Consider the following 21,857-nt stretch of genomic DNA (forward strand, 5'->3'; position numbering starts at 1 on the left):
GATGTCCGATGAAAACCTGACCGCAGCGGATGAAGCCCCACGGGCCAAACCCCGCGTCGCGGTGCTTTTTGGTGGCCGGTCCAGCGAGCATGCCGTGAGCTGCGTGACCGCTGCCGGCGTCCTGGGCGCCATCAACAAAGACAAGTACGATGTCATCCCCATCGGCATCGCCAAATCGGGGCAATGGGTGCTGGCCGCGGGGGATACCGCCCAATGGTCGCTGTCCGCGTCGTCGCTGCCGGAGGTCCCGCCGTCGTCGGAAACCGTGACGCTCGCCGAGATCGGCGGCGAGCACCAGCTGATCGTCGCCGCACCGAACCAGGTCCCGCAGGAACTCGGAACCGTGGACGTCGTTTTTCCCCTTCTCCATGGTCCCTTTGGCGAGGACGGCACCATCCAGGGGCTCCTGGAACTGTCCGACACGCGCTACGTCGGCGCCGGCGTGCTTGCGTCGGCTGTGGGCATGGACAAGCACTACATGAAGGTTGTGTTCGAGGCCGCCGGGCTGCACGTGGGGCCCTACATTGCCGTCACGGACCGCCAATGGGTCAAGGACGCGGAGGCCGTCCGCAAGCAGGTGGACCAGCTCGGCTTTCCTGTGTTCGTCAAGCCGGCGCGGGCGGGTTCGTCCATGGGGATCTCCAAGGTGGACTCCCTCGAGGGACTCGACGCCGCCGTCGAGGAAGCCCGGCGCCACGACCTCAAACTGGTCATCGAGGCTGGCATCGTAGGGCGTGAGATTGAGTGCGCGGTCCTGGAAGGACGCGGGACCGATTCCCCCCGGACGTCCATGCCGGGCGAAATTTCCGTCGCCGCCGGAACGCACGAATTCTACGATTTCAACGCGAAGTATGTTGAGGACGACGCCGCCGCGCTGAGCTGCCCCGCCGACATTCCCGACGAAGCCATCGTGCGGGTCCGGGAACTCGCAGCAGCTGCCTTCGACGCTGTGGGTGCCGAAGGCCTGAGCCGAGTGGACTTCTTCTACACGCCCGACGGCGAACTGATCATCAACGAGATCAACACCATGCCCGGGTTTACGCCCAAAAGCATGTACCCGCAGATGTGGGCAGCATCAGGCCTGAACTACGCGGACCTGATTGATGAGCTGATCCATCTGGCCTTGAACCGGAAGACCGGCCTGCGCTGACCGGTCCCCACCGGCACCCTAACCTCGCTCCGCTTCGGCCAGGGAACCCTGCCGGCGTGGGCCCACCACCGGGACCCTACTGACTGGACGGCAGGCTCTGCAGGTCTTCCTGACCCACGCAGTTCCGGCTGGCCGGGATCTTTGCGGCCGCGGCGGAGAGATCAGCCAGGACGGTCGCTGAACTGATGACCTCCGGATCCATCAGGACTTCGGTAGCAGGTTCGCGGCCGAATGTCGTCAGCGTGTAGATCGGGTCGCCCTCCTTGATGACCCAGTCGATGCCGTTGACACTCACGCAGCGGTCCGTCGTCGGGCCAGGAGCGTTGACGCCGCAGCGCAGGATCACCTGAGACGGGTCCCCCCAGGCGGCGGTGGCCTGGCTGTTGGTTTTCCGCAGGGCAGCATCGCCGATGGCGTCAGGAAGGGCCACCATCATCGGAGCGCAGGCCGGGTTCGCCGCGTCGCCTGCGGCGGTGACATCCACAGTCGGGGCACAGGCGGACAAAGCGGCTGCAGTGAGGGCCGCGGTCAGCAGGATTCCGGACACGCTGACAGGCAAGGGAAAACGGGGATTGCGCATCCATCCAGCCTAGCGTCGCCGCCGTATGGAGCGGGACGCAGGAAGGACCGGACGTCCGTCGCGAGGATCTCTACAACAAGGGGCGGACCAGCAATGTCGGTGCCGCGCTGTAGCGTAGGGGCGTGCCTGAAATTCCGTTGACTGAAGAAACGCTGACTGTCGCCGCGCTGTCCGAAGCCGAACTGCTGGCCCGGATCTTTCCGCGGCTGGAAATGGCCGGAACGTACAGTTCGGCAACCCTGCTTGGCCCGGGCGACGATGCCGCCATTATCGCCGCTCCGGATGGCAGGACAGTAATCAGCATCGATACCCAGGTGCAGGACCAGGACTTCCGGCTCCAATGGCCCAGCGGGTACCGCACCACGGGCTTCGACGTCGGCTGGAAGGCGGCGGCCCAGAACCTCAGCGATATCAACGCCATGGGCGGCGTGGCCACGTCGCTGGTGGTGAGCCTGACGTTGCCGCCCGACACCCCTGTCAGCTGGGTGGCGGACCTGGCCGACGGCCTGACTGCGGGAATCCGGGAACTCGGGGCAACAGACTGTTCGGTGGCTGGGGGCGATTTGGGCCGCGGCAGGGAAATCTCCGTGACGGTCGCCGTGCTGGGCTCATTGGCTGGCGGCAACGCGGTCCTGCGGTCGGGGGCCCGTGCCGGCGACGTTGTGGCCCTGGCCGGTACGGTGGGCAGGGCCGCGGCCGGGCTTGCGCTCCTGGAAGCAGAGGCTGCTGTGCAATCCCTGGTGCCCGCGCAATGGGCGCTCGTGGAAGTGCAGTGCAGGCCACGGCCGCCACTGTCCGCGGGGCCGCTGGCCAGGTCAGCCGGAGCCACTGCCATGCTGGATATATCGGACGGCCTGGTGCGCGACGGCGGCCGCCTCGCCGCGGCCAGTGGGGTTGTCCTGGACCTTGACCCCGCCGCACTGAAACCTCTCGCGAAAGCCTTGCGCCCGGCGTCGGACCTTCTCAGAGCTGACCCCATGGCCTGGGTGCTGGGCGGGGGAGAGGACCACGGGCTGCTGGCCACATTCCCGGCCGGCGTTCAGCTGCCTGCCGGATTCACTGCGATAGGCTCAGTACAAGCCTTGGGAAGCGCCACACTTCCGGGCGTCACAATTGCGGGCCACGCCGTTGGCACCGGGGGATGGGATCACTTTGCAGACTAAGGTTGCCGCCAACGCGCAAGCGATGAAGCGGTGGTTGGACAAGGCTGAAACCGCCATTGCCAACCACAGCGACCGCCTCAATGCCATCAACATTTTCCCCGTGGCGGACGGTGACACCGGCACCAACCTTTACCTCACCGTTCGGGCGGCCGCCCGTGCCCTGCACAGCGGCCCGGCGGGCCAAGGCGCGGCAGTCCCGGCTGACGCCGGCCAGGCGGATGTCGGAGCGGTGCTGGCGCGTGCCGGAAGGGCCGCGATGGAGCAGGCCCGCGGCAATTCCGGAACCCTCTTCTCGGTCTTTCTCTGCGCCGCGGCTGAACCCCTGGCCGGTCACACCCGACTGACGTCAACCCTCCTGGCCGCCGCGCTGAACCGCGCCCAGATCCGGGCGTGGTCCGCGTTGAGCGATCCCGTCCCCGGCACCATGCTGTCGGTGATGGAAGCCGCCGCACGGGCCGCCGCGGCAGTGGACGCCGGCCACAACGGCGACGACAGCAACCAGGCCCTGGGCAAAGCCCTCGACGCTGCCGTCAACGGTGCGCTGAGAGCAGTTGTCAGCACCGAGAGCCAGTTGGCAGCCCTTGAAGCCGCGCATGTTGTCGATGCCGGGGGCGTTGGCATGCTGCTCATCCTTGACTGCCTCCGCTCCGCCGTCCTGGGCGAAGAACTGCAGGGCGAACTCCTCGACGGGCTGCACGGCTTCGACGTCCAGGACCCCCACATCCACGCTGACATGCCGGCTGACGACGGCGTTGAGGTCATGTGCACCATCAGCCTTTCGCCGCTCAGCGCGGCCACGCTGCGCCAGCGGCTCGACGAGGTCGGCGAGTCCGTCATCATGAGCCAGGTGGACAGTTTGGCCGATGCTGAAGGCAGCTACCGGTGGCGCGTCCATGTCCACGTCCCCGACGCCGCACCCGCGGTGGCCCTGATCCGTTCCCTCGGCGAGCCCAGCGACATTTCGGTCAGCGAACTCGCCCTGGCCCGCGAACCCGAACCAGCTCCGGTGAACTCCAGTGGGCATGAACGCTGAACTGGACCTGGGCCTGGAACGCCTGATCGGAAAGCGGTCAGCGTCGGCCATTGAGAAGCACCTGGGCATCGCCACAGTCGGCGGCCTCCTGAACTACTTCCCGCGCCGCTACCTGAACCGGGGTGAATTGACGCCCATCAGCGAGTTGCCGCTGGATGAAGAGGTCACGCTTTTTGCGCGGGTGCTCTCCAACAGCACGCGCAAGATGCATACGCGCCGTGGTTCCATCACCGACGTTGTGATCACCGACGACGCCGCCTCCCACGGCCGTCCGCGCCTTTCCGCGGTAGGCCCCGGCAGCGGGCACGGCACGCTCAAGATCACCTTTTTTAGCGGACACCGGGCACAGGCGCAGCTCCTGCCGGGCCGGCGCGTGATGTTCTCCGGCAAGGTGACGCGCTACGGAGCGTCCCTGGGCTTGACCAACCCGGACTTCCACCTCCTCGACGAGGACCCGGACATGCCGGTCATGGACCCCGAAAAGCTCGCCGCGATGCCCATCCCGGTCTATCCGGCCACCGCAAAGCTCACCAGCTGGTCGATTCAGAAAGTCATCGCCACGCTCCTGGAAACCGTGGATCTGGATGCCCTGCCGGATCCGCTGCCGGAGGCGGTGGCCCGTAGGGAGAAATTCCTTCCCGTGGCCGAGGCCTACCGGCTCATCCACAGGCCGGAATCGCAGGCTGACTGGATGAAGGCCCAGGAGCGATTGCGCTACCAGGAGGCCCTGGTCCTGCAGGCGGCCTTGGCGCGGCGCCGTGCCCAGCTTGCGGCCGAGGAAGCCACGGCGCGGCGCCCGGCCACGGACGGGCTGCTGGCGGCGTTCGACAGGCAGCTGCCCTTCACGCTCACCGGCGGCCAGGCCGCCGTCGGAAAAACGCTGGCCACGGAGCTGGCGCAGGACAGCCCCATGAACCGGCTGCTGCAGGGTGAGGTCGGCTCGGGCAAGACCATCGTCGCGCTGCGGGCCATGCTGCAGGTAGTGGATGCCGGCGGGCAGGCGGCCCTCCTGGCGCCCACCGAGGTCCTCGCCGCCCAGCACTTCGAATCCATCCGGCGGACCCTGGGCTCCCTGTCCCGTGACCCGATGCTGTCCGCGGACGGGCTGCTGGGCAGCCTGGCCGAAGGGGCGGTGCAGGTCGCCCTCCTCACCGGCTCCATGCCCACCGGCGCCCGGAAACGGGCCATGCTGGACGCCGCATCCGGCGCCGCCGGGATTGTGATCGGCACGCACGCGCTGCTCAGCGACAACGTAGCGTTCTACGACCTTGGCCTGATCGTGGTGGACGAACAGCACCGGTTCGGTGTGGAGCAGCGGGACGTCCTCAGGTCAAAGGCCAACAAACCGCCACACCTGCTGGTCATGACGGCCACGCCCATTCCACGCACCGTGGCCATGACGGTCTTCGGCGACCTCGAAACGTCCGTCCTGGACGAGCTCCCGGCCGGCCGGGCGCCGATTTCCACGCATGTGGTGGGCCTCGCCGAGAACCCCGGCTGGGCAGACCGCATCTGGTCCCGCTCCCGTGAGGAGATCGACGCCGGTCATCAGGTGTATGTGGTGTGCCCCAGGATCGGAACGGACGACGACGGCGACTTCAGCCCGGGGGAAGCGGAACCTTCCGCGGCTGACCTGGCGGGCGACGGCGCTGCGCGGGAGCTTGCGTCGGTGACCGCCGTCGTCGAACATCTCCAGCAGGTGCCGGCTCTGGCCGGTGTGCCCCTTGGGCCAATGCACGGCCGTTTGGACACCGCAGTGAAATCCGCCGCGATGGCCGACTTCACCGCCAACCGGACCAAGCTCCTGGTCTCCACCACCGTTATCGAAGTCGGCGTCGACGTCCATAACGCCACCTTGATGGTGATCCTCGACGCCGACCGCTTCGGCATTTCCCAGCTGCACCAGCTGCGCGGCCGGGTGGGCCGTGGCGGGCTTCCCGGAACGTGCCTGCTCGTCACCAACTTCGAACGCGGGCACCCGAGCCGGCGCCGGCTCGATGCCGTGGCGGCAACCACCGACGGCTTCGAACTGTCGCAGGAGGACTTGAAGCTGCGCCGCGAGGGCGACATCCTGGGCGCGTCGCAGTCCGGCGGCCGCTCCACCCTGAAACTGCTGCGCGTGCTGGAACACGAGGACATCATTGCGCAGGCGCGCCAGGACGCCCAGGAAATTGTGGGCTCGGATCCGGCCCTGGCGCGGCATCCGCGGTTGGCGGAGGCCATTGACGAGTACTTGAACCCCGAGAAGGAGGCGTTCCTTGAGCGCGGATAGGAGGCGGCCATGAGCCGCATCATCGCGGGCGCCGCAGGCGGGACCCCCCTGGTCAGCGTCCCCGGCTCCCTGACCAGGCCCACTACCGACCGCGTGAAGGAAGCACTGTTCTCCCGGCTCGACGCATTCGGGATCATTGCCGGCGCCCGGGTCCTGGACCTGTACGCAGGGTCCGGATCGTTGGGCGTGGAGAGCAGCAGCAGGGGCGCTGAGGCCGTCGACCTCGTGGAATTCGATGCCAAGGCCAGTTCCGTGTGCCAACGCAACGCGGACCTGATCAACGGCGTGCTGGGCCGCAAGGCAGTGACGGTACACCGGTCCAAGGTGGAGTCCTTCCTGGAGCGCACGGCGGAGACGGCCAGCTGGGACCTGGTGTTCCTGGACCCGCCGTATCCGCTGGATGACCCTGCCCTGTCGGCGGTGCTGGGCAAACTCGCCGATCATCTGGCTCCGGCGGCCGTGGTAGTGGTGGAGCGGTCCTCGCGTTCACCGGAGCCGTTCTGGCCCGCCGGCCTGGAACGGTTTGCCGAGAAGAAGTACGGCGAAACGCGGCTCTGGTTCGCGGAGCCATTTGTGCCGGACGCCATCACGCCGGACGCCATCACGCCGGACGTTGTTATTGAGGAGCAGCCGCCGAAGCAGGTTTAGGGCCTGGGACGCCTGGGACGCCTGGGACGGCGGGGAGTCTGCGGCTCAGCCGGCCAGCCTATCCAGGTCCACGCCGGCGAGAACCTTCGCGGGGTGGGGGCCGCGTGCCGTCAATTCGGCTGACCAGGCTTCGGGCCAGGGCGCCTGCGTTCCGGCGAGGATGATGTTGCCGGGGTAGCGGCCCGCGAACATCCCGGTTTCGGCGAAGGCCGCCACGTCGGTCATGGCGCGGCGCATGGCGGCGGCCTGGCTTCGTACCAGGGTCAGGCCGGGTTCATCGCCCACGTTGACGATCAGCAAGCCTTCCGGTGCAAGGCGTGCACGCGTCTCCTGGTAGAACTCCTCGCAGGCGATGTGGGCCGGGGCTTCCGGACCCGAAAAGATGTCCAGGATCACGACGTCGAACAGAAGTTCCGCGTTCAGGTCCGCCAGGGCGTCTCGGGCATCGCCGATGACGGTGTGCAGCTCGGTACCGTCAGGCAGGGGGAGTTGCTGCAGGACAAAGTCGAGGAGCTCGCGTTCCAGCTCCACCGCATACTGGACGGATCCGGGCCTCGTCGCCTGGATGTAGCGCGCAAGGGTCAGGGCTCCGGCCCCAAGATGGAGCGCGGTGATTGGCCGGCCTTCGGGAGCGGCGAGGTCCACAATGTGGCCGATCCGTCGCAGGTACTCGTAGAAGATCTCCTCGGGATGCGCCAGGTTAACATGGGACTGCTCGGCCCCGCCGATCCTCAGGACGTAGCCGCCGTCGGTGAAAGCATCGGGCTCGATGGAGGCGTGCTGTCCCGTGGTCCGCAGGAACCGCGTGGAACGTGTGCCGTCGGGCTCCGCCATCAGAGCTTTCCGCGGAGGGTCGCCAGCCTGGCGGCGGCCTCCTCGAGGAGCTCCACTTTCTTGCAGAACGCGAATCTGAGCAGGCTCCGTGTCCGTTCCGCGCCCTCCGGGTGGCAGAACACGGGGACGGGGACCGCGGCCACTCCCACCAGTCCGGGCAGCCTGCGGGCCAGGTCCACGGAGTCGCCAATGCCGAGGGGTGCGGTATCCACGTTGACGAAATAGGTTCCCTGCGGCGTGTAAACGTCGAATCCTGCGGCGCGAAGGCCTTCGCTGAGGATGTCCCGTTTTTTCTGGAGAGTGGCCGCAACGCCCTGGTAAAACTCATCCGGCAGTGCGAGGCCGGTCGCAATGGCCGCCTGGAACGGTGTACCGGAGCTGTAAGTCAGGAACTGCTTGACCGTCCGGACAGCCGCCACCAGATGGTCCGGGCCGGTCAGCCAACCGATCTTCCAGCCAGTGAAGGAGAAGGTCTTTCCGGCGGACGAGATGGTGATGGTCCGCTCCGCTGCACCCGGCAGGGTGGCGACAGGAATGTGCCTGGCGCCGAAGGTGAGGTGCTCGTACACCTCGTCGGTGATGATGAGGCAGTCATGCTTTGCGGCAAGCTCAACGACGCGCTGCAGAACATGGCGGGGGAAGACGGCACCGGTGGGATTGTGCGGGTTGTTCAACAGCACCACCCTGGTGCGGTCGGTGAAGGCCGCCTCCATGGCCGTCATGTCCGGGTAAAAGTCGGGAGCCAGCAGCGGGGCGGTGACGTGAGTGGCCCCTGACAGGCCGATGACGGCGCCGTACGAGTCATAAAACGGTTCGAACGTCAGCACCTCATCGCCAGGGCCGACGAACGCCAGCAACGTTGCGGCGATCCCCTCTGTGGCGCCGGTAGTGATGATGACCTCTGTGTGCGGGTCCGGGGCCAGCCCGTAGAACCGCTCCTGGTGGGCAGCCACGGCCTCACGCAGTTCCAGGATGCCCTTGCCGGGCGCGTACTGGTTGGCCCCGGCTTCGATCGCGGCCATCGCTGCCGCCTTGATTTCCCGCGGTCCGTCCTCGTCAGGAAAGCCCTGCCCGAGGTTGATGGCGCCGGTCTGCGCCGCCAGCGTGGTCATCTCTTCGAAGATGGTGACGCCCAGTTGGCCGGCAGGTCCCAGCAGATTGGCGCCTGAGGCGGTGCGCTGCCACGGGGCAGGCACGGTGGGCATGGAAAGGTCCCGTGGTGGATGCATCCAGTCATGGTATCCCGGCCGTCCCATGCGGTAGGTTCGGTGCATGAGACGCGCTGTCTGCCCCGGATCCTTTGACCCCATTCACAACGGCCATCTCGAGGTCATCGCCCGTGCCGCCGGCCTCTTCGATGAGGTGATCGTGGCGGTTTCGACCAACTATGCGAAGAAGTACATGTTCAGCCTGGGGGACCGTCTGGATATGGCGCGCGAAACCCTGGCATCCCTCAAAGGCATTGTGGTGGAACCGGTGGGCGACGGTCTCCTGGCCGAGTACTGCCGCCAGCGCGGTGTCTCCGCGATCGTCAAAGGTCTCCGCTCATCCTCAGACTTCGACTACGAACTTCCGATGGCAACGATGAACCGCCAGCTCAGCGGCGTGGAAACAGTGTTCCTGCCGGCGGAGGCGCACTACCTGCATTTGTCATCCACCCTGATCAAAGAGGTGGCCGGTCTGGGTGGCAGCGTGTCCGACTATGTGCCCCGGTCCGTACATAAAAGGTTGCTCGCGGGCGGGTCTGCGCCCGATCAGCCGGCAAGAGGGTAGGCTAGTCCGGTACTTCGACGGCCGTCCGTCGCCTGGTTTGAGTCCCTGCGGTTCTTCAGGCTAAGATGGTACGTCGGTCATATGTTCAACAGGAGTTCTCATTAAACGAGATGCTAGTTCGCCCTTGGCGTTCGACGTCAAGGATCTCGGGCGCAGCCCGGGCAGCATGCGGACACTGAAGGAACATGTACCCGCACCAAGTGATCTTGGTGCGGCACTCATTGGCGTTCAGGAAGGCTCGGACATCGAGCTGGATCTGAGGCTTGAGGCCGTACACGAAGGAATCCTGGTATCAGGAACCGCAGTCGCCGAAGTAAAAGGCGAATGCGGCAGATGCCTGGATCCCCTTGCGTATGACCTTGAGGTCAATGTGCAAGAACTTTTCTTCTACGAGGGCGTTGTGCTTTCGGACGAAGAAGACGAAGAAGAGCAATATCGAGTCGAGCGCGATGTCATCGATCTTGAGCCGGTGTTGCGGGACGCAGTTGTAACCATGCTGCCGTTCCAGCCGGTGTGCCGGGAAGACTGCCAGGGCCTTTGCTCCGAATGTGGAGTCCGCCTGGAAGACGAGCCGGGGCATCACCACGAGATCGTAGATCCTCGCTGGGCTGCCCTAGCCGACTTGGCTAAGCCTGACCGGCAAAACTGATTTGTACGTGTTTGTCTAGAGAGAAATGAGTTAGCCGTGGCTGTCCCGAAGCGGAAAATGTCTCGCTCGAATACCCGCGCCCGCCGCTCCCAGTGGAAGGCAACTGCCCCCCACTTGGTGAAGACTGTCGAAAACGGCCAGGTTACCTACAGCCTGCCGCACCAGGCAAAGGTCGTTACCGACTCGGCTGGCACCGCGCTGTTCCTTGAGTACAAGGGCCGCAAGGTCGCAGACGTCTAATCGGCCGCTTGGGCTGACATGATGTCTTCAACTGAAGAGCTTCTGAAGCGTCTCGGTGTCTCCATTGACGCCGGGACGCTTCGTCTTGCTCTCACACACCGTTCCTACGCCTACGAAAACGGCGGCATCCCCACCAACGAGCGGCTCGAATTCCTGGGCGACTCCATCCTGGGCTTCTCCGTGACCGATGCCCTGTACCGGGACAACCCCACGCTGCCCGAAGGCGACCTTGCCAAGCGCCGCTCTGCGGTTGTCAGCACGCGCGCCCTCGCCGGCATCGGCCGCAGCCTGGGCATCGGGGACTATATCTACCTGGGGCAGGGCGAAAAGCTCACCGAGGGCAAGAACAAGGCCTCCATCCTGGCGGACACCATGGAGGCACTCATTGGTGCCACGTACGTGTCCAACGACATTGAGACTGCCCGCCAGCTGGTCATGCGCCTGATTGGGCCGCTCCTTAGGGATGCGGCCGCACTCGGCGCCGGCACGGACTGGAAGACCAGCATCCAGGAACTGGCAGCCAGCCGGCAGATGGGCACTATCTACTACGCCGTTGAGGGGGACGGGCCCGACCACGCCCGTACTTTCGCGGCTGTCCTGAATATCGGGGGCAAGCCATATGGCAATGGGTCGGGCCATTCGAAGAAGGAAGCGGAGCAGGAAGCTGCCGCGGACGCCTGGCGGCAGCTCTCCCCAAGCGCGGGAGCCGCCGTGGCCTCAGCGGCGGAGGACGCATCACCAGAGTCCTCCCGCAGCGTCTAGGCTGAGCCGTGCCCGAACTGCCTGAAGTCGAAGTAGTCCGCCGCGGACTGGTGAGTTGGGTCCGCGGCCGGACCATCACATCGGTGGACGTGCTGGATCCGCGTTCGCTCCGCCGCCATGCCCTGGGCGCCGAGGATTTCAGAGGCAACCTCCAGGGTGCCACGGTTGTGGACGTGGTGCGCCGCGGTAAATTCCTTTGGATGCCGCTGTGTGAGACACCCGGCGCCACCGACACGCCCACCGTCGCACTGATGGCCCACCTCGGGATGAGCGGCCAGCTCCTGATGCAGGACGCGGACGTGCCCGACGAGAAACACCTCAAGGTCAGGCTGCGCCTGAGTCCCGGGGCCGGTATGCCTGAACAGCTCCGGTTTGTGGATCAGCGGATTTTCGGCGGGCTGTTCGTCACCGGCATGGTTCCCACGGACGACGGCGGCCCGGGCGGCCAGGCGGAATCTCCCGTTGCGTTCATCGCCGAGGAAGCCTCCCACATCGCCCGGGATCCCCTGGATCCGGCGTTTTCCTTTGACCTTTTTTACAGCCGGCTGCGAAAGCGCAAGACGGGCCTCAAACGCGCCCTGTTGGACCAGGGTCTCGTATCAGGCATCGGCAACATCTATGCCGACGAGTCCCTGTGGCGGGCAAAACTGCATTACGCCAGGCCCACCGATACGCTGCGACGCGGCGACGCGGAACGGCTCATCACCAGCGCGCGCGAAGTCATGCTGGACGCACTTGCCGCCGGCGGTACCAGCTTTGATTCGTTGTACGTCAACGTCAACGGGGCCTCTGGTTACTTCGACCGCTCCCTGAATGCCTACGGGCGGGAAGGGAAACCCTGCAGCCGTTGTGCCGCCGTCGGGATTAACTCCGTACTCCGCCGCGAACTGTTCATGAACCGCTCGTCCTACACCTGCCCGGTCTGTCAGCCGCGCCCGCGCAACGGCCGCTGGTAGGCCGCCGTCGCCCTGCCGGGCATGATCGGGCGCTGCCCGGTGCAGGGACAGACACCCGGAAATCCGTGGAAACCCGCAGGGACGCAGTAGATTTGGGGCAGCAAAGCAGCCGCTTCAGCCATTCAGGAGAACAGAAACACCTTGCACCTCAAAAGCCTTACCGTCCGTGGGTTCAAGTCGTTTGCGTCGGCCACGACCTTCGATTTTGAGCCCGGAGTCACGGCAGTGGTGGGGCCGAACGGTTCCGGCAAGTCCAACGTGGTGGACGCCCTCTCCTGGGTGATGGGGGAGCAGGGAGCCAAAACCCTCCGCGGCGGCAAAATGGAGGACGTCATTTTCGCCGGGACTTCCGGGCGGCCGCCGCTGGGCCGGGCCCATGTGTCCCTGACCATCGACAACGCTGACGGGGCGCTGCCCATCGAATACAGCGAGGTCACCATCTCGCGGACCCTCTTCCGCACCGGGGGCTCTGAATACGCCATTAACGGCGCCAGCTGCCGCCTGCTTGACATCCAGGAACTGCTCTCGGATTCCGGTATGGGCCGGGAAATGCATGTCATCGTGGGCCAGGGGCAGCTCGACAAGGTCCTGCACGCCACTCCGGAGGACCGCCGCGGCTTCATCGAGGAAGCGGCCGGGATCCTCAAGCACCGCCGCCGCAAGGAAAAAACGGTCCGCAAGCTTGAGGCCATGCAGGCGAACCTGCAACGGCTGAGCGACCTGACGGGGGAGATCAGGCGCCAGCTCACACCACTCGGCAAGCAGGCTGATGTGGCGCGCCGCGCCCAGCGGGTCCAGTTCGATGTCCGGGACGCACGCGCACGGCTGTTGGCCGACGACCTCGTCCAGCAGCAGAGTTCACTCGAGCAGGACGTGGCTGACGAAACGGCGCTGAAGGCCCGCCGTGCCGTAGTGGAGCAGCAGCTGGAGGAGGGGCGCCGCCAGCAGGCAGCTGTGGAACAGCTCGCCGCCGAGGCCACGCCAAAGCTCAACGCCGCGCGGGATACCTGGTACCGGCTCTCCGCTTCCAGGGAACGGCTCCGTTCGCTGGGCTCACTGGCCCAGGAACGCGGCCGGCTGCTGGGCGCCGTTGATGCTGAACCGTACTCGGGCAGGGATCCTGAGCAGCTGGAACGGCAGGCCGTCCGGGTCCGGGACGAGCTGACGGAGCTGGAGCGCCACATCCTGGACCGGCGCAGCGCGCTGGACTCAGCGACGGCTGCGAAGACCGGGGCCGAACTCGAGGCGTCTGCCGAGGAAAAAAGGCTCACTGCCGTCCTGCGGGCCGCAGCGGACCGGCGCGAGGGCCTGGCGAAACTTGCCGGACAAGTTGGTGCGGCAAGATCGCGGGTTGAATCCGCGCAGGCCGAGCTGGGCAGGCTGCGGGAGTCACTTACCGCCGGACAGGAACGCCGCCGCCGTGCCCAGTCCGAGTTCACCGCCCTGGAAACGCAGGTGGCGGGGGTCGAAGAGGGGGAGGAAAGCCTCGACGCCGACTACGAGGACGCCAGCGCAGAGCTCGACGCCGTCGTCCAGGAGATTGCCGATCTGACCTCCGCAGGGGGAGAAGCTGTCCGCCAACGTGACGCCCTCGTGGCCCGACGGGACGCACTGCAGCTCGGCCTTAACCGAAAAGACGGCGCGGCGCACGCCCTCAACTCCGGGCTGGACGGCGTTGTGGGCACGCTTGCCTCGGGCCTCACCATTCAGCCGGGTTATGAGACGGCGATTGCCGCGGCACTGGGCGACGCCTCCGAAGCGATAGTGGTCCGGGATCCAGCCGTGGCCGCCGTCGTGGTGCAACTTCTGAAGGACGACGATGCGGGGCGTGCCTCCCTGCTGCTGGCGTCTGCTGTGCCCATGCGGGACGCAAACTCCGGCACGGGCGGACCCTTGCCGGCAGGCGCACGCTGGGCTGTGGACCTGGCATCCGGCGGGGGCGTGCCCGCACCCGCCGTGGCCGCGCTCCTGACCGGGGTGGCAGTTGTTGAAGACCTGGATGGTGCGGGGCTGCTGGTTGCCGAACGCCCGGACCTGACAGCCGTGACCCGGGCCGGGGACGTGTTTACCGCCCTCACGGTGACTGGAGGCTCGGCGAAGGCGCCGTCCTTGCTTGAGGTGCAGGCCGCCGTGGACGACGCCGAGGCCCGGCTGGCCGTTGTCACCGCGGATCTGGAACGGAACAGGTTCGCCCTGGCAGGCGCCGAGGTCCGGCGCGCCGAGGCCCTGACGAGGGCAGAAGCTGCCCTGGACCGCCTGCACGATTCTGATGCCCGGCTCGCGGCCGTGGCCGAAAAGCTCGGCCACCTGAACTCCATCCTGCGCAGCGCCGTCGGCGAAAGCGACAGGCTGGCCACCTCGCTGGCCAGGGCGGAGGCCAACGTTGTGACCGAGGAACAGGCGCTGGCCGCCGTTGCGGCGCGGCTGGCTGCGGCGCAGGAGGCGCCGGCCGAGGAGGAGCCCTCCACCGAACAGCGTGATGCCCTCGCATTGGCGGCGTCGCTGGCCAGGGCTGCGGAGATGGATGCGAGGCTGTCGCTCCGCAGCACGGAAGAGCAGCTGACCGCCACCCGCAACCGGGCCCTATCGCTGGAGCGGGCAGCGGCCACCGAACGCCGGGCGCGTGAAGAGGCTGCCGAACGGGCACGCCGCCGTCGGATCCAGGCCAGGCGGGCAGCCGCCGTCTCGGCTGCGGTGGAGCTGGCAATCCGGTTCATCGACGTGTCTGTTGAGCTGGCCCGGCATGAACGCGACCTCGCCGAAGAGAACCGGGAAGAGCGGGACCGCGCACTGTTGGAGACCCGGACAACCAATGACGCCCTGGCCCGCGAGCTGGCAGAACTGACGGACTCGGTTCACCGGGACGAACTGGCCCGCGCCCAGCAAAGGGCACGGATTGAAGCCCTGGAAACACGCTCCATCGAGGAACTCGGGATCACCCCCGACGTGCTGGTGGCGGACTTCGGCCCGGACGTGCCCGTGCCCGTCCCCGCAGAGGAAAGCGGGGACAAATGGGCCGCACTGCGGACACCCGTGGACGACGACGGCACACCGGTCACCGAAGGCAAGCCCTTCGTCCGGGAGGAGCAGGAGAAGCGCCTCCGGAAAGCCGAAAGGGACCTCTCAGCCCTGGGCAAGGTCAACCCGCTGGCGCTGGAGGAGTTCGCGGCCCTGGAAGAGCGGCATCAGTTCCTCAGCACTCAACTGGAGGACCTGAAATCCAGCCGCAAGGACCTGCTGGACATCATCAAGGAAGTGGATGATCGGGTCCAGCGTGTCTTTACCGAGGCCTTTGAGGACACCCGGGACCAGTTCGTCCACGTCTTTGAACGGCTCTTTCCCGGCGGCGAAGGCCGGCTGGTCCTCACCGACCCTTCGGACATGCTCACCACCGGAATCGAGGTTGAAGCGCGACCTGCCGGCAAGAAAATCAAGCGGCTCTCACTGTTGTCAGGAGGCGAACGGTCCCTCACCGCCGTCGCACTGTTAGTGGCCATCTTCAAGGCCCGTCCCTCACCGTTCTATGTCATGGACGAGGTTGAAGCGGCGCTGGATGACACCAACCTTGGCCGGCTCATCACCATCTTCGAAGAGCTGCGGGAGTCCAGCCAGCTGATCGTGATCACCCACCAGAAACGGACCATGGAAGTGGCTGATGCGCTGTACGGCGTCACCATGCGCGGGGACGGCGTGTCCACCGTCATCAGCCAGCGGCTGGGCGTCGACGTCTAGCGTCCGCGCAGGTGGCAGCCCCGAACGCCTGCCGCGTTTGTGAGAAGCTAGGGGAGTGAATGACATCCTCCCCATTATTCTGTCCATTGTTGCTGCCCTGGCGGTTATTGGCGGGCTGATCCCGGTCCTGTTGAAGACGCGGAAGAACATCACCCAGTACCCCGGGACGCGCGACGCCAATGATCCCGCCACCCCGCAAGGCGGGGGAACACTGCTCGAGGACGCGCCCGTGGTTCCGGCCGAGCGCAACGCTCCCTCCGGCGTGGACCTCGAAGACCTCGAAGTCACCGATGTTCCTGATGACGTGGCGGGCCTGGAAATCATCCAGGTTGAAACCCCCCTTCCCGTTGCCGGCCGCCTGACCCGCCTCCGCGAGCGTCTGGTCCGGTCGAACAACATCCTCGGCAAGAGCCTGCTTGCGTTGCTGTCCAGCGACAAGATCGACGAGAACGTCTGGGACGAAGTGGAGGAGACCCTCCTGCTGGCCGACCTCGGCACCGAACCCACCATGCAGCTGGTCGACGCCCTCCGGGAGCGCGTGAAAATACTCGGCACCAGGACCCCCGAGCAGGTCAAGGCACTGCTCCGCGAGGAACTGATCAAGCTGGTGGATCCCACCATGGACCGCGCACTGCGCACCGATAGGCATGCGGACAAGCCGGCCATCGTGCTGGTAGTGGGCGTCAACGGCGTGGGCAAAACCACCACCGTGGGCAAGCTCGCCCGCGTGCTTGTTGCCGAGGACAAGGACGTCCTGCTGGGCGCGGCGGACACCTTCCGCGCAGCAGCCGCCGAACAACTGGCCACGTGGGGCCAGCGTGTGGGTGTTCCCACCGTGAAGTCCGACGTCGACGGCGCGGACCCGGCGTCCGTCGCCTATGAGGCGGTCAAGGCGGGCATTGAGCAGGAAGTCGACGTTGTCATGATTGACACGGCGGGCCGCCTGCAGAACAAGACCGGCCTCATGGACGAACTCGGCAAGGTCAAGCGCGTCATCGAGAAGCTGGCCGAGGTGGATGAGGTTCTGCTGGTGCTGGACGCCACCACCGGCCAGAACGGCCTGAACCAGGCCCGCGTTTTCTCCGAGGTAGTGAACATCACCGGCATTGTCCTGACCAAGCTGGACGGGACCGCCAAGGGTGGCATCGTGGTGGCCATCCAGAAATCACTCGGCGTGCCGGTCAAGCTGATCGGTCTTGGCGAAGGCGCCGACGACCTGGCTCCGTTCGAAGTTGAAAGCTTTGTCGACGCCCTGCTGAACTAGGGACCGGGTCTACACCGGGTCGACACCAACGAGGGGTGAGTTCCCGCCGCTAAGCACAGGCTTGAGCAGCGGGACCTCACCCCTCGACGCGTTTCAGCGGCTCGCGCGTCACGGACCAGCAGGCCGCCGCGAGCACCAGCACACCGCCGGTGACGCCGAATGCCCAGCCGTAGCCCAGCCGGTCCGCCAGGACGCCCACCAGCACCGGTCCGGCAATGGCCCCGACGTCCGAGGTCATCTGGTAGGCCGCCAGGACCCGCCCGCCGGACCGCTCATTGCCAATGACATCCGCGACGGCGGCCTGCTGGGCAGGTCCCAGCAGGCCGGACCCCACCCCGGCCACAACCGATGCGGCGAGGAACCAGCCCAGGTGGGACGTGAAGCCGATGGCGGCCGTGGCGAGCCCAGCGACCAGGAGCCCTACGACCATCAACGGCCGCCTGCCCAGGCTGTCCGCCAGCCGGCCGGAGAATGTCAGTGCGGCGGCATTGCCCGCGGCGAAAACGGCCAGCGCAAGGCCGGCGGCCTCGGGACCGGCACCCAGCGCAGCAACGGCAAACAGCGGGACGGTGGCCATCCGCACACCAAATGTGGCCCAGCCGTTGGCGAAGCTGGACAGCAACGCCGAGCGGTACACACCAATTCCCCAGGCCTCGGCGAAGCGCATGTCCGGGGCGCGGCCCACTGTGGACCGGTCCGCGGACGGCGCGTGGCTGAGTTGGGTCTGCACCACCGCGGCAGCAAGGATCAGCGCGGCGGCGTAGCAAAGGAACGGCACCCGCAAGCCGAATCCGGCGAGCAGCCCGCCTACCACCGGGCCCAGGACGCTGCCGATCAGGAACGCGGACGCGTAAGCGCCGGATACCCTGCCCCGGCTTTCCGGCGGCGCCAGCCGCACCACAAGGGCCATGGAGGCCACCGTGAACATCACCGAGCCCACGCCGCCGAGCCCCCGGAAGACCAGGAGCTGCCAATAGTCCTGGGCAAAAGCGCACGCCGCGGTTGATACCGCCACAATCAGCAGCCCCGCCACATAGACCGGCCGCTCACCCAATCGTCCGATCAAGGCCCCGCCGGCCGGTGCGAACACCAGCCGCATAAAGGCGAAGATGCTCACGATCACGGCGGCCGCTGTTGCCCCGACGTCGAAAGTGGTGGCGAACTGCGGCAAGACCGGTGCCACCAGCCCAAAGCCGAGGGCAATCAGGAACGCCGCAGCGAGCATCACCTTGATGTCGCGCGGAAGCGTGGGCTTCTGCGGGCGGATAACGGACAAGATCCGCGTTGTGGCGCGGCTCACGCGTGATGGTGCCGTCATGGGGCGGGTTCCTTGCAAGGTAGGCAGCCGAGGGTCGGCGGCAATGGTGAAACATAACCGTAACAAGCCAGATATGCACCATTTACTTCCGGGAGGTTCTTGTAACAAGCCAGCAATGTAAATCCTCCGCGGGCGAAACACGGCAGCGACAGACTCGATGCAGGACGCAAAAGGCGTTAGTAAGGCGGAGCATTCCGCAGCATCGATCATAGGGAGGACGTGCACCATGGAACTTACCGCAGGTCACGTATGGCTCATGGTGGCAGCAGCACTCGTGCTGTTCATGACACCAGGTCTGGCATTTTTCTACGGCGGCATGACGCGCGCCAAAGCTGCACTGAACATGATGATGATGAGCTTCATCTCCATCGGCATGGTCGGCGTGGTCTGGGTCCTCTGGGGCGCTTCGATGAGCTCCGGCGAGGGCTTCCTGCAAATCGTCGGGAACCCGTTCGCCACGTTCGGCCTTGAAGGCATCACCACCCCGGACGGGCTCATCAAGGTCGGCTACGCCGCCACCTTCGCCATCATCACCGTCGCCCTCATCAGCGGCGCGATCGCTGACCGCGCCAAGTTCGGCGCCTGGGCCCTCTTCGTCCCCGTCTGGGTCACCGTCGTTTACTGCCCCCTGGCCTACATGGTCTGGGGCGGAGGCCTCTTCGGCCCTGAAGGCGCAGTTGGCCAGGCACTCGGACCGGCCATCGACTTCGCCGGCGGCACCGTGGTCCACATCAACGCCGGTGTGGCAGCCCTCGTCCTGGTCTTGATCATCGGCAACCGCCGCGGCTTCGGCAAGGACCCCAACCACCGCCCGCACAACATCCCGTTCGTGATGCTCGGTGCAGCCATCCTGTGGTTCGGCTGGTTCGGCTTCAACGGCGGCGCGGCCACCACTGCTGAGCAGGGCGGCCTGATCTGGATCAACACCCTCGCAGCCCCGGCCGCGGCAATGCTCGGCTGGCTCGTCACCGAACGTATCCGCGACGGCCACCCCACCTCACTTGGTGCTGCCTCCGGTGTGGTTGCCGGCCTGGTTGCCATCACCCCGGCCTGTGCCAACGTCAGCCCGGTGGGCGCGCTCGGCCTCGGTGTCATCGCCGGTGTCGCCTCGGCCCTGGCTGTCGGACTCAAGTTCCGCTGGGGCTTCGATGACTCCCTGGATGTTGTGGGCGTTCACTTGGTCTCCGGCATCATCGGAACGGTTGCCCTGGGCTTCATCGCCCTCCCCACCGACGGTGTGGGCGGCGGCCTCTTCTACGGCGGCGGCGCGACCCAGCTTTGGGCCCAGCTCGCAGCAGCAGGCATCGCCATCGCTTACTCGGCAATCCTCACCGCAATCATCGCCTTCGCCATCCACAAGACCATGGGCTTCCGTGTCTCGCAGGAGCAGGAAGTCGTTGGTGTTGACCTCAGCCTGCACGCCGAGACGGCGTACGAGTTCGGAGTGGGCGGCCACGGCGGGAGCTTCCAGCCGCTCCACGAACTGATCAAGGGCAAGGGTTCGGCCACTGACGGCGAAGCAGCCGGCGCAAAGAAGACCGAACCGGCAGCGGGCAAGGAAAGCGTGGAAGCATGAAACTGATCACAGCCATCGTCCGCCCGGAGAAGCTCGAAGCCATCCGGGAAGGCCTGGAGTCCTACGGTGTCCAGGGGCTGACGGTCAGCGCGGCCAGCGGCTACGGCCGCCAGCGCGGCTACACAGAGGTCTACCGCGGAGCTGAATACAACGTGGACCTCCTGCCCAAGATCCGGGTTGAAGTCCTCGCCACGGACGAACAGGCCGATGACATCCTGGACGTCATCATCGCCAGCTCCAACACAGGCCGCGCCGGCGATGGCAAGGTCTGGACCGTGGACGTCTTCGAAGCAGTCAGGGTCCGCACGGGAGAACGCGGCGTCGCCGCCATCTAGCAGTTCCGGAAGCTGATTGATCGGCAAAGCAGACTGTTCCACACGAAAGAGCGGGCAGGGAACCTCAAAAGGCTCCCTGCCCGCTCCGTTTGTTCTGGCCTACTCAGCCGCCGCTCAGCCAGCCAGCCTTAGCCAGCGAGCACTTAGCCAGTCGGCGCGGAACTTGGCCCTCCGGCGGGACCGGCGGAACCGGCGTCGTACTTTTCCAGCGGCACCGTGCCCCGCTGCCAGGCCTTCAGCACGGGCTCAAGAATCCGCCAGCATTCCTCCGCGGTGTCGCCGCGCACCGAGAGCAGCGGGTCGCCGCTCAGGACGCCCTCCAGCACTTCGCCATAGGGCAGCAGCTCAGAAGCGCTCAGCTCCGCATTCAGCGTTGTGCGGCTCAGGCTGAAGATGCTGCCGGGGCCGTTGACGTCGACGTCGAACGCCAGGGTATCCGGCCCGAACCCGATCCGCAGCTGGTTGGGGGAGTCCACGCCGGTGAATCCTCCCGGCAGATGCGGGACAGGGCGGAACGTGACCACGGCTTCCTTGCGTTTCACCCCGAGGGCCTTGCCCGAACGCAGGATGAACGGGACCCCCTTCCAGCGCCAGTTGTCGATGTCCACCCGGACTTCCGCCAGAGTCTCGGTCCCGCGGGCTGCGTCCACCCCTTCTTCCTGCGTATAGTCTGGGACGTTCCTGCCGGCAATCGAACCTGCCGTGTACGTGGCCCGGCGCGTGGATTTGGCGTACGGCGCGCTGATGCTGCTGGCGCGGAGCACGGCTGCGATCGCGTCCCGTAGGTCCCGCTCCCCGATGGTGGCCGGCGGCTCAATGGCCATCAGTGCCATGATCTGCAGCAGGTGGCTCTGGATCATGTCGCGCAGGGCGCCGGCATTGTCGTAATACCTCGCCCTTCCCTCCAGTGCCAGGTCCTCGTCGAAGATGATCTCGACCTTTTCCACGTGATCGCGGTTCCAGACGGGTTCCAAAAAATTGTTCGCAAAACGCAGGCCCAGGATGTTCAGCACCGTCGCTTTGCCCAGGAAATGGTCCACCCGGTGGATGTGGTCCTCCGGCACCAGGGCGGCGAGCGTGTGGTTAAGGGAACGGGCCGAAGCAACACTTGCGCCGAAGGGCTTCTCCATTACCAGCCGTGTTCCGGCCGGAACCTGGTCACGGTGCAGGGACTCGCAGGCCAGCTGGCTGACATGGGGAGGCAGCGCAAAATAGATCGCGGTGGGGCCTTCGAGCCCGGCCAACAATGCCGCCAGGGCCCCGTCAGCCGTAACATCAAGCTGGTGGTAGGGAGTGGCCTTCGCCAAGGCGGTGAGTGCCTTTTTTCCAGCCGCGTCGGCGGCCTCCGCGGCGGGGGCGAAGGCTTCGTGGACCCGGGTCCGCCACTGTTCCGGCGTCCAGGCATCGGAGCCGGCGCCCACCAGGGTCAGGCCATCGGCGCGGCCGCTCGCCACCAGCCGGGCCAGTCCCGGGAGCAGGAGGCGTCCCGTCAGATCGCCTGAGGCACCCAGAACGAGCAGGGTTTTTACACTTGTTTGGCTGGTCACCCTGCCAGCATGCCATCCGGCAAGC

At 66.3% G+C, this 21,857-nt stretch carries 19 protein-coding genes; 14 read left to right on the forward strand and 5 right to left on the reverse strand.

Annotated elements, in window-relative coordinates; translation table 11 throughout:
• Nucleotide 1: 1 nt before the first annotated feature.
• Complete coding sequence (locus tag NG697_RS02385; protein ID WP_252609963.1) at nucleotides 2–1,150, forward strand: D-alanine--D-alanine ligase family protein; 1,149 nt, start codon at nucleotides 2–4, stop codon at nucleotides 1,148–1,150.
• Between the two features lie 76 nt (nucleotides 1,151–1,226).
• Here the strand turns inward: NG697_RS02385 and NG697_RS02390 are convergent, their stop codons facing one another.
• On the reverse strand, nucleotides 1,227–1,730 hold the full coding sequence (locus tag NG697_RS02390; RefSeq protein ID WP_252609965.1) for a DUF3515 domain-containing protein: 504 nt from the start codon (nucleotides 1,728–1,730) through the stop codon (nucleotides 1,227–1,229).
• 122 nt (nucleotides 1,731–1,852) lie between these two features.
• Between NG697_RS02390 and thiL the strand changes: the two genes are divergently transcribed.
• The 4 genes from thiL to rsmD are packed head-to-tail and all read left to right on the forward strand — an operon-like array spanning nucleotide 1,853 to nucleotide 6,846.
• On the forward strand, nucleotides 1,853–2,893 hold the full coding sequence (gene thiL, locus NG697_RS02395) for a thiamine-phosphate kinase (protein ID WP_308293069.1): 1,041 nt from the start codon (nucleotides 1,853–1,855) through the stop codon (nucleotides 2,891–2,893).
• 22 nt (nucleotides 2,894–2,915) lie between these two features.
• Entirely contained in the window at nucleotides 2,916–3,926 is a 1,011-nt protein-coding gene (locus NG697_RS02400; RefSeq protein WP_252609968.1) for a DAK2 domain-containing protein, read from the forward strand.
• Nucleotides 3,916–6,198: an ATP-dependent DNA helicase RecG gene (locus tag NG697_RS02405; RefSeq protein ID WP_252613513.1), complete on the forward strand. Its 2,283-nt coding sequence runs from the start codon at nucleotides 3,916–3,918 to the stop codon at nucleotides 6,196–6,198. The genes NG697_RS02400 and NG697_RS02405 overlap by 11 nt, the downstream gene beginning before the upstream one ends.
• Before the next feature lie 9 nt (nucleotides 6,199–6,207).
• Nucleotides 6,208–6,846, forward strand: a complete 639-nt coding sequence (gene rsmD, locus NG697_RS02410; RefSeq protein ID WP_252609972.1) for a 16S rRNA (guanine(966)-N(2))-methyltransferase RsmD — start codon at nucleotides 6,208–6,210, stop codon at nucleotides 6,844–6,846.
• Between the two features lie 45 nt (nucleotides 6,847–6,891).
• Here the strand turns inward: rsmD and NG697_RS02415 are convergent, their stop codons facing one another.
• The gene (locus NG697_RS02415; RefSeq protein WP_252609974.1) at nucleotides 6,892–7,680 is read right to left on the reverse strand and encodes a spermidine synthase; all 789 of its coding nucleotides are present in this window, start codon (nucleotides 7,678–7,680) and stop codon (nucleotides 6,892–6,894) included.
• Nucleotides 7,680–8,909, reverse strand: a complete 1,230-nt coding sequence (locus NG697_RS02420; RefSeq protein ID WP_252609976.1) for an aminotransferase class I/II-fold pyridoxal phosphate-dependent enzyme — start codon at nucleotides 8,907–8,909, stop codon at nucleotides 7,680–7,682. The genes NG697_RS02415 and NG697_RS02420 overlap by 1 nt, the downstream gene beginning before the upstream one ends.
• 43 nt (nucleotides 8,910–8,952) lie before the next feature.
• Between NG697_RS02420 and coaD the strand changes: the two genes are divergently transcribed.
• From coaD to ftsY, 7 genes are all read left to right on the forward strand, one after another.
• Nucleotides 8,953–9,453 carry a pantetheine-phosphate adenylyltransferase gene (gene coaD, locus NG697_RS02425; RefSeq protein ID WP_141140891.1) on the forward strand — a complete coding sequence of 167 codons (501 nt, stop codon included), beginning with the start codon at nucleotides 8,953–8,955 and terminating at the stop codon, nucleotides 9,451–9,453.
• A 124-nt stretch (nucleotides 9,454–9,577) separates the two neighbouring features.
• Complete coding sequence (locus tag NG697_RS02430; protein WP_252613515.1) at nucleotides 9,578–10,102, forward strand: YceD family protein; 525 nt, start codon at nucleotides 9,578–9,580, stop codon at nucleotides 10,100–10,102.
• 36 nt (nucleotides 10,103–10,138) lie between these two features.
• The gene (rpmF, locus tag NG697_RS02435) at nucleotides 10,139–10,342 is read left to right on the forward strand and encodes a 50S ribosomal protein L32 (protein ID WP_009356569.1); all 204 of its coding nucleotides are present in this window, start codon (nucleotides 10,139–10,141) and stop codon (nucleotides 10,340–10,342) included.
• A gap of 21 nt (nucleotides 10,343–10,363) precedes the next feature.
• Nucleotides 10,364–11,104: a ribonuclease III gene (gene rnc / locus NG697_RS02440; RefSeq protein WP_252609978.1), complete on the forward strand. Its 741-nt coding sequence runs from the start codon at nucleotides 10,364–10,366 to the stop codon at nucleotides 11,102–11,104.
• Nucleotides 11,105–11,112: 8 nt separating this feature from the next.
• The gene (gene mutM, locus NG697_RS02445) at nucleotides 11,113–12,060 is read left to right on the forward strand and encodes a bifunctional DNA-formamidopyrimidine glycosylase/DNA-(apurinic or apyrimidinic site) lyase (RefSeq protein WP_252609981.1); all 948 of its coding nucleotides are present in this window, start codon (nucleotides 11,113–11,115) and stop codon (nucleotides 12,058–12,060) included.
• Nucleotides 12,061–12,201: 141 nt separating this feature from the next.
• Nucleotides 12,202–15,792, forward strand: coding sequence for a chromosome segregation protein SMC (gene smc / locus NG697_RS02450; RefSeq protein WP_252613522.1), 3,591 nt, complete (start codon nucleotides 12,202–12,204; stop codon nucleotides 15,790–15,792).
• A gap of 55 nt (nucleotides 15,793–15,847) precedes the next feature.
• A complete protein-coding gene (gene ftsY, locus NG697_RS02455; protein WP_252613524.1) occupies nucleotides 15,848–17,056 on the forward strand; it encodes a signal recognition particle-docking protein FtsY in 1,209 nt (402 codons plus the stop codon).
• A 76-nt stretch (nucleotides 17,057–17,132) separates the two neighbouring features.
• Here ftsY and NG697_RS02460 read toward each other — a convergent pair whose 3' ends face one another.
• Entirely contained in the window at nucleotides 17,133–18,374 is a 1,242-nt protein-coding gene (locus NG697_RS02460) for an MFS transporter (protein WP_252613526.1), read from the reverse strand.
• 226 nt (nucleotides 18,375–18,600) lie between these two features.
• On the opposite strand from NG697_RS02460, the gene NG697_RS02465 reads away from it, so the two are divergent.
• Nucleotides 18,601–19,950: an ammonium transporter gene (locus tag NG697_RS02465; protein ID WP_252613532.1), complete on the forward strand. Its 1,350-nt coding sequence runs from the start codon at nucleotides 18,601–18,603 to the stop codon at nucleotides 19,948–19,950.
• Complete coding sequence (locus tag NG697_RS02470) at nucleotides 19,947–20,285, forward strand: P-II family nitrogen regulator (RefSeq protein ID WP_056349123.1); 339 nt, start codon at nucleotides 19,947–19,949, stop codon at nucleotides 20,283–20,285. The genes NG697_RS02465 and NG697_RS02470 overlap by 4 nt, the downstream gene beginning before the upstream one ends.
• Before the next feature lie 143 nt (nucleotides 20,286–20,428).
• Here NG697_RS02470 and NG697_RS02475 read toward each other — a convergent pair whose 3' ends face one another.
• Nucleotides 20,429–21,832, reverse strand: a complete 1,404-nt coding sequence (locus NG697_RS02475; RefSeq protein ID WP_252613540.1) for a glucose-6-phosphate dehydrogenase — start codon at nucleotides 21,830–21,832, stop codon at nucleotides 20,429–20,431.
• Between the last annotated feature and the right edge of the window lie 25 nt (nucleotides 21,833–21,857).

The organism is Pseudarthrobacter raffinosi (assembly GCF_023913835.1).
Taxonomy (GTDB): Bacteria; Actinomycetota; Actinomycetes; order Actinomycetales; family Micrococcaceae; genus Arthrobacter; species Arthrobacter raffinosi.

Coding starts and splice junctions, on each gene's coding strand:
- NG697_RS02385 (WP_252609963.1), top strand. CDS start 2: ATGTCCGATGAAAACCTGACCGCAGCGGATGAAGCCCCACGGGCCAAA.
- NG697_RS02390 (WP_252609965.1), bottom strand. CDS start 1,730: ATGCGCAATCCCCGTTTTCCCTTGCCTGTCAGCGTGTCCGGAATCCTG.
- NG697_RS02400 (WP_252609968.1), top strand. CDS start 2,916: ATGAAGCGGTGGTTGGACAAGGCTGAAACCGCCATTGCCAACCACAGC.
- NG697_RS02405 (WP_252613513.1), top strand. CDS start 3,916: ATGAACGCTGAACTGGACCTGGGCCTGGAACGCCTGATCGGAAAGCGG.
- rsmD (WP_252609972.1), top strand. CDS start 6,208: ATGAGCCGCATCATCGCGGGCGCCGCAGGCGGGACCCCCCTGGTCAGC.
- NG697_RS02415 (WP_252609974.1), bottom strand. CDS start 7,680: ATGGCGGAGCCCGACGGCACACGTTCCACGCGGTTCCTGCGGACCACG.
- NG697_RS02420 (WP_252609976.1), bottom strand. CDS start 8,909: ATGCATCCACCACGGGACCTTTCCATGCCCACCGTGCCTGCCCCGTGG.
- coaD (WP_141140891.1), top strand. CDS start 8,953: ATGAGACGCGCTGTCTGCCCCGGATCCTTTGACCCCATTCACAACGGC.
- rnc (WP_252609978.1), top strand. CDS start 10,364: ATGTCTTCAACTGAAGAGCTTCTGAAGCGTCTCGGTGTCTCCATTGAC.
- NG697_RS02460 (WP_252613526.1), bottom strand. CDS start 18,374: ATGACGGCACCATCACGCGTGAGCCGCGCCACAACGCGGATCTTGTCC.
- NG697_RS02465 (WP_252613532.1), top strand. CDS start 18,601: ATGGAACTTACCGCAGGTCACGTATGGCTCATGGTGGCAGCAGCACTC.
- NG697_RS02470 (WP_056349123.1), top strand. CDS start 19,947: ATGAAACTGATCACAGCCATCGTCCGCCCGGAGAAGCTCGAAGCCATC.